We start from the raw sequence: 1634 nt of genomic DNA, 5'->3' as shown, positions 1-1634 counted from the left end.
ACTGTGATCAGATCGGTACGCCGCAGTTGCTGACCGATGGCGACGGTGACGTCGTATGGGAGGCATCGTATAAGGCGTGGGGCGAAGCGCGGGAGGTGATTGCGCGGGCGTCGAAGGCGGCGGGGATTGTGGCGAAGAATCCGTTGCGGTTTCAGGGGCAGCAGGCCGATGACGAAACAGGGCTGCATTACAACCGGCATCGGTACTATGATCCGGCGTTTGGACGGTTTGCGTCGGCTGATCCGGTTGGGCTAGCGGGCGGTTCAAACGGGTATGAATATTCAGCCAATCCGATCGACAGCATAGATCCCCGTGGTCTAACAGCAGACCGACTTGGGCGAAACCTCGCTCGTGCAGGGAGACCTCTTCAGCCAGGACAAACGCCGCACCACATCGTTCAGGAAAATTGTCGCAAGGGCGCGCCAAATAGCCACGTGCAGAAGTCACGCGAAATTTTGGAGCGAAATGATATCGATATCGACTCCGCATCGAATGGCGCTCGTTTGTGGGGTACTGGCAACGCTCAGGTACAGGTGCCGGGGCACCCGGGACGAGTAGCTGCGCGGGCTGATGGCACCTACCACGCCGGCGCGCACATCCATGGCACCGACAATGATAAGTTGATATATCAAGTGCTTAAGGGCGTCGAGAAGAGGGGGGGCAATGTTGAAAATGCTCTCCGGGATATTGGGCAACGAATGGAAAACGGCAGCTGGAAGGGTACTTTCAGTTGCTGCTGCGACTAGGGGGTGATGGAATGCTATTGGAAGAGCCGATTGTCGAAAATATGCTGACTACGCTCCGGCAGGAATTTGAGTCGTTTGACACCACGAATTTCTACGGTCGATATCTTGAGCTTAGGGATTCGGTGGACGACTGGAAATTTTCGTCGGGTGATTATTTTTCATGTCTGCCATATGAGGAGCAGCGGCAGGGTTTCTCTGCGCCAAAGTTGCTCAAGAAGCGCTATGAAAGCGTTGACGAAGCACGCTGGCTAGGGAAATACAGTGCAGGCTTCCGGGATGGAAGGCATGTCGTCACAGTCATGCCAAGTCAAAAGACCGTGCGGGCGCTTAGTGCGGATTTGTATAGCGAAGACGATGGTGTAATCAATGTATGTAGCATCACTCATAAGGGAATTGACCATCCGGAGAAGGTAACATCACGCCTGACGGGTATTGCGCGGATGAAACCGTTCGATGAGTCACGCAAGGTGTACGCCGCCGTTGGCGAGGGTGGGGCATTTGCGATTTATCTTTATACGTACTCTGCTGATGCAAAGCCGCTGACTGCGCGGGCGTTTTCGAAAGGATGGACGAGCGAATCTCAGTGGGACTTCCATTACGACTCGTCTGGCGAGTTGGATCGAATTACTGCCGGCCCGGCGACACTTTGGGCGCGTGCGTAGTCGACGTTTACCGAGATACCTTTGATATTGATCGAAGGAAATACTGCAGGAAGAGGCTAACGCGTCAAAAATCTGTTCGGCGACCGGCGCAGCTACGTTTGGCATCACGAATACGACGAACTCGGCAATCGGCGGCGTACCGTTCGGCCGGACGGGCATGTGGTCGACTGGTTGATGTATGGCTCGGGGCATGTGCACGGAATGCTGCTCGATGGCGAGGAGCGCG

General features: G+C 55.3%; 2 protein-coding genes. Both read left to right on the top strand.

The window, feature by feature from the left end; all coding sequences use genetic code 11:
• On the top strand, positions 1 to 746 hold a 746-nt coding region (locus LGM42_RS33305), incomplete at its 5' end, for an RHS repeat-associated core domain-containing protein (RefSeq protein WP_319001469.1).
• Between the two features lie 17 nt (positions 747 to 763).
• On the top strand, positions 764 to 1408 hold the full coding sequence (locus tag LGM42_RS32905; RefSeq protein WP_226234409.1) for a hypothetical protein: 645 nt from the start codon (positions 764 to 766) through the stop codon (positions 1406 to 1408).
• Positions 1409 to 1634: the final 226 nt, after the last annotated feature.

The sequence above is a fragment of the Burkholderia sp. AU39826 genome (assembly GCF_020419965.1).
GTDB classification, from domain to species: Bacteria; Pseudomonadota; Gammaproteobacteria; order Burkholderiales; family Burkholderiaceae; genus Burkholderia; species Burkholderia semiarida.
The sequence above is the reverse complement of the archived record's forward strand: the minus strand, read 5'-3'. Positions and strand labels throughout refer to the sequence as shown.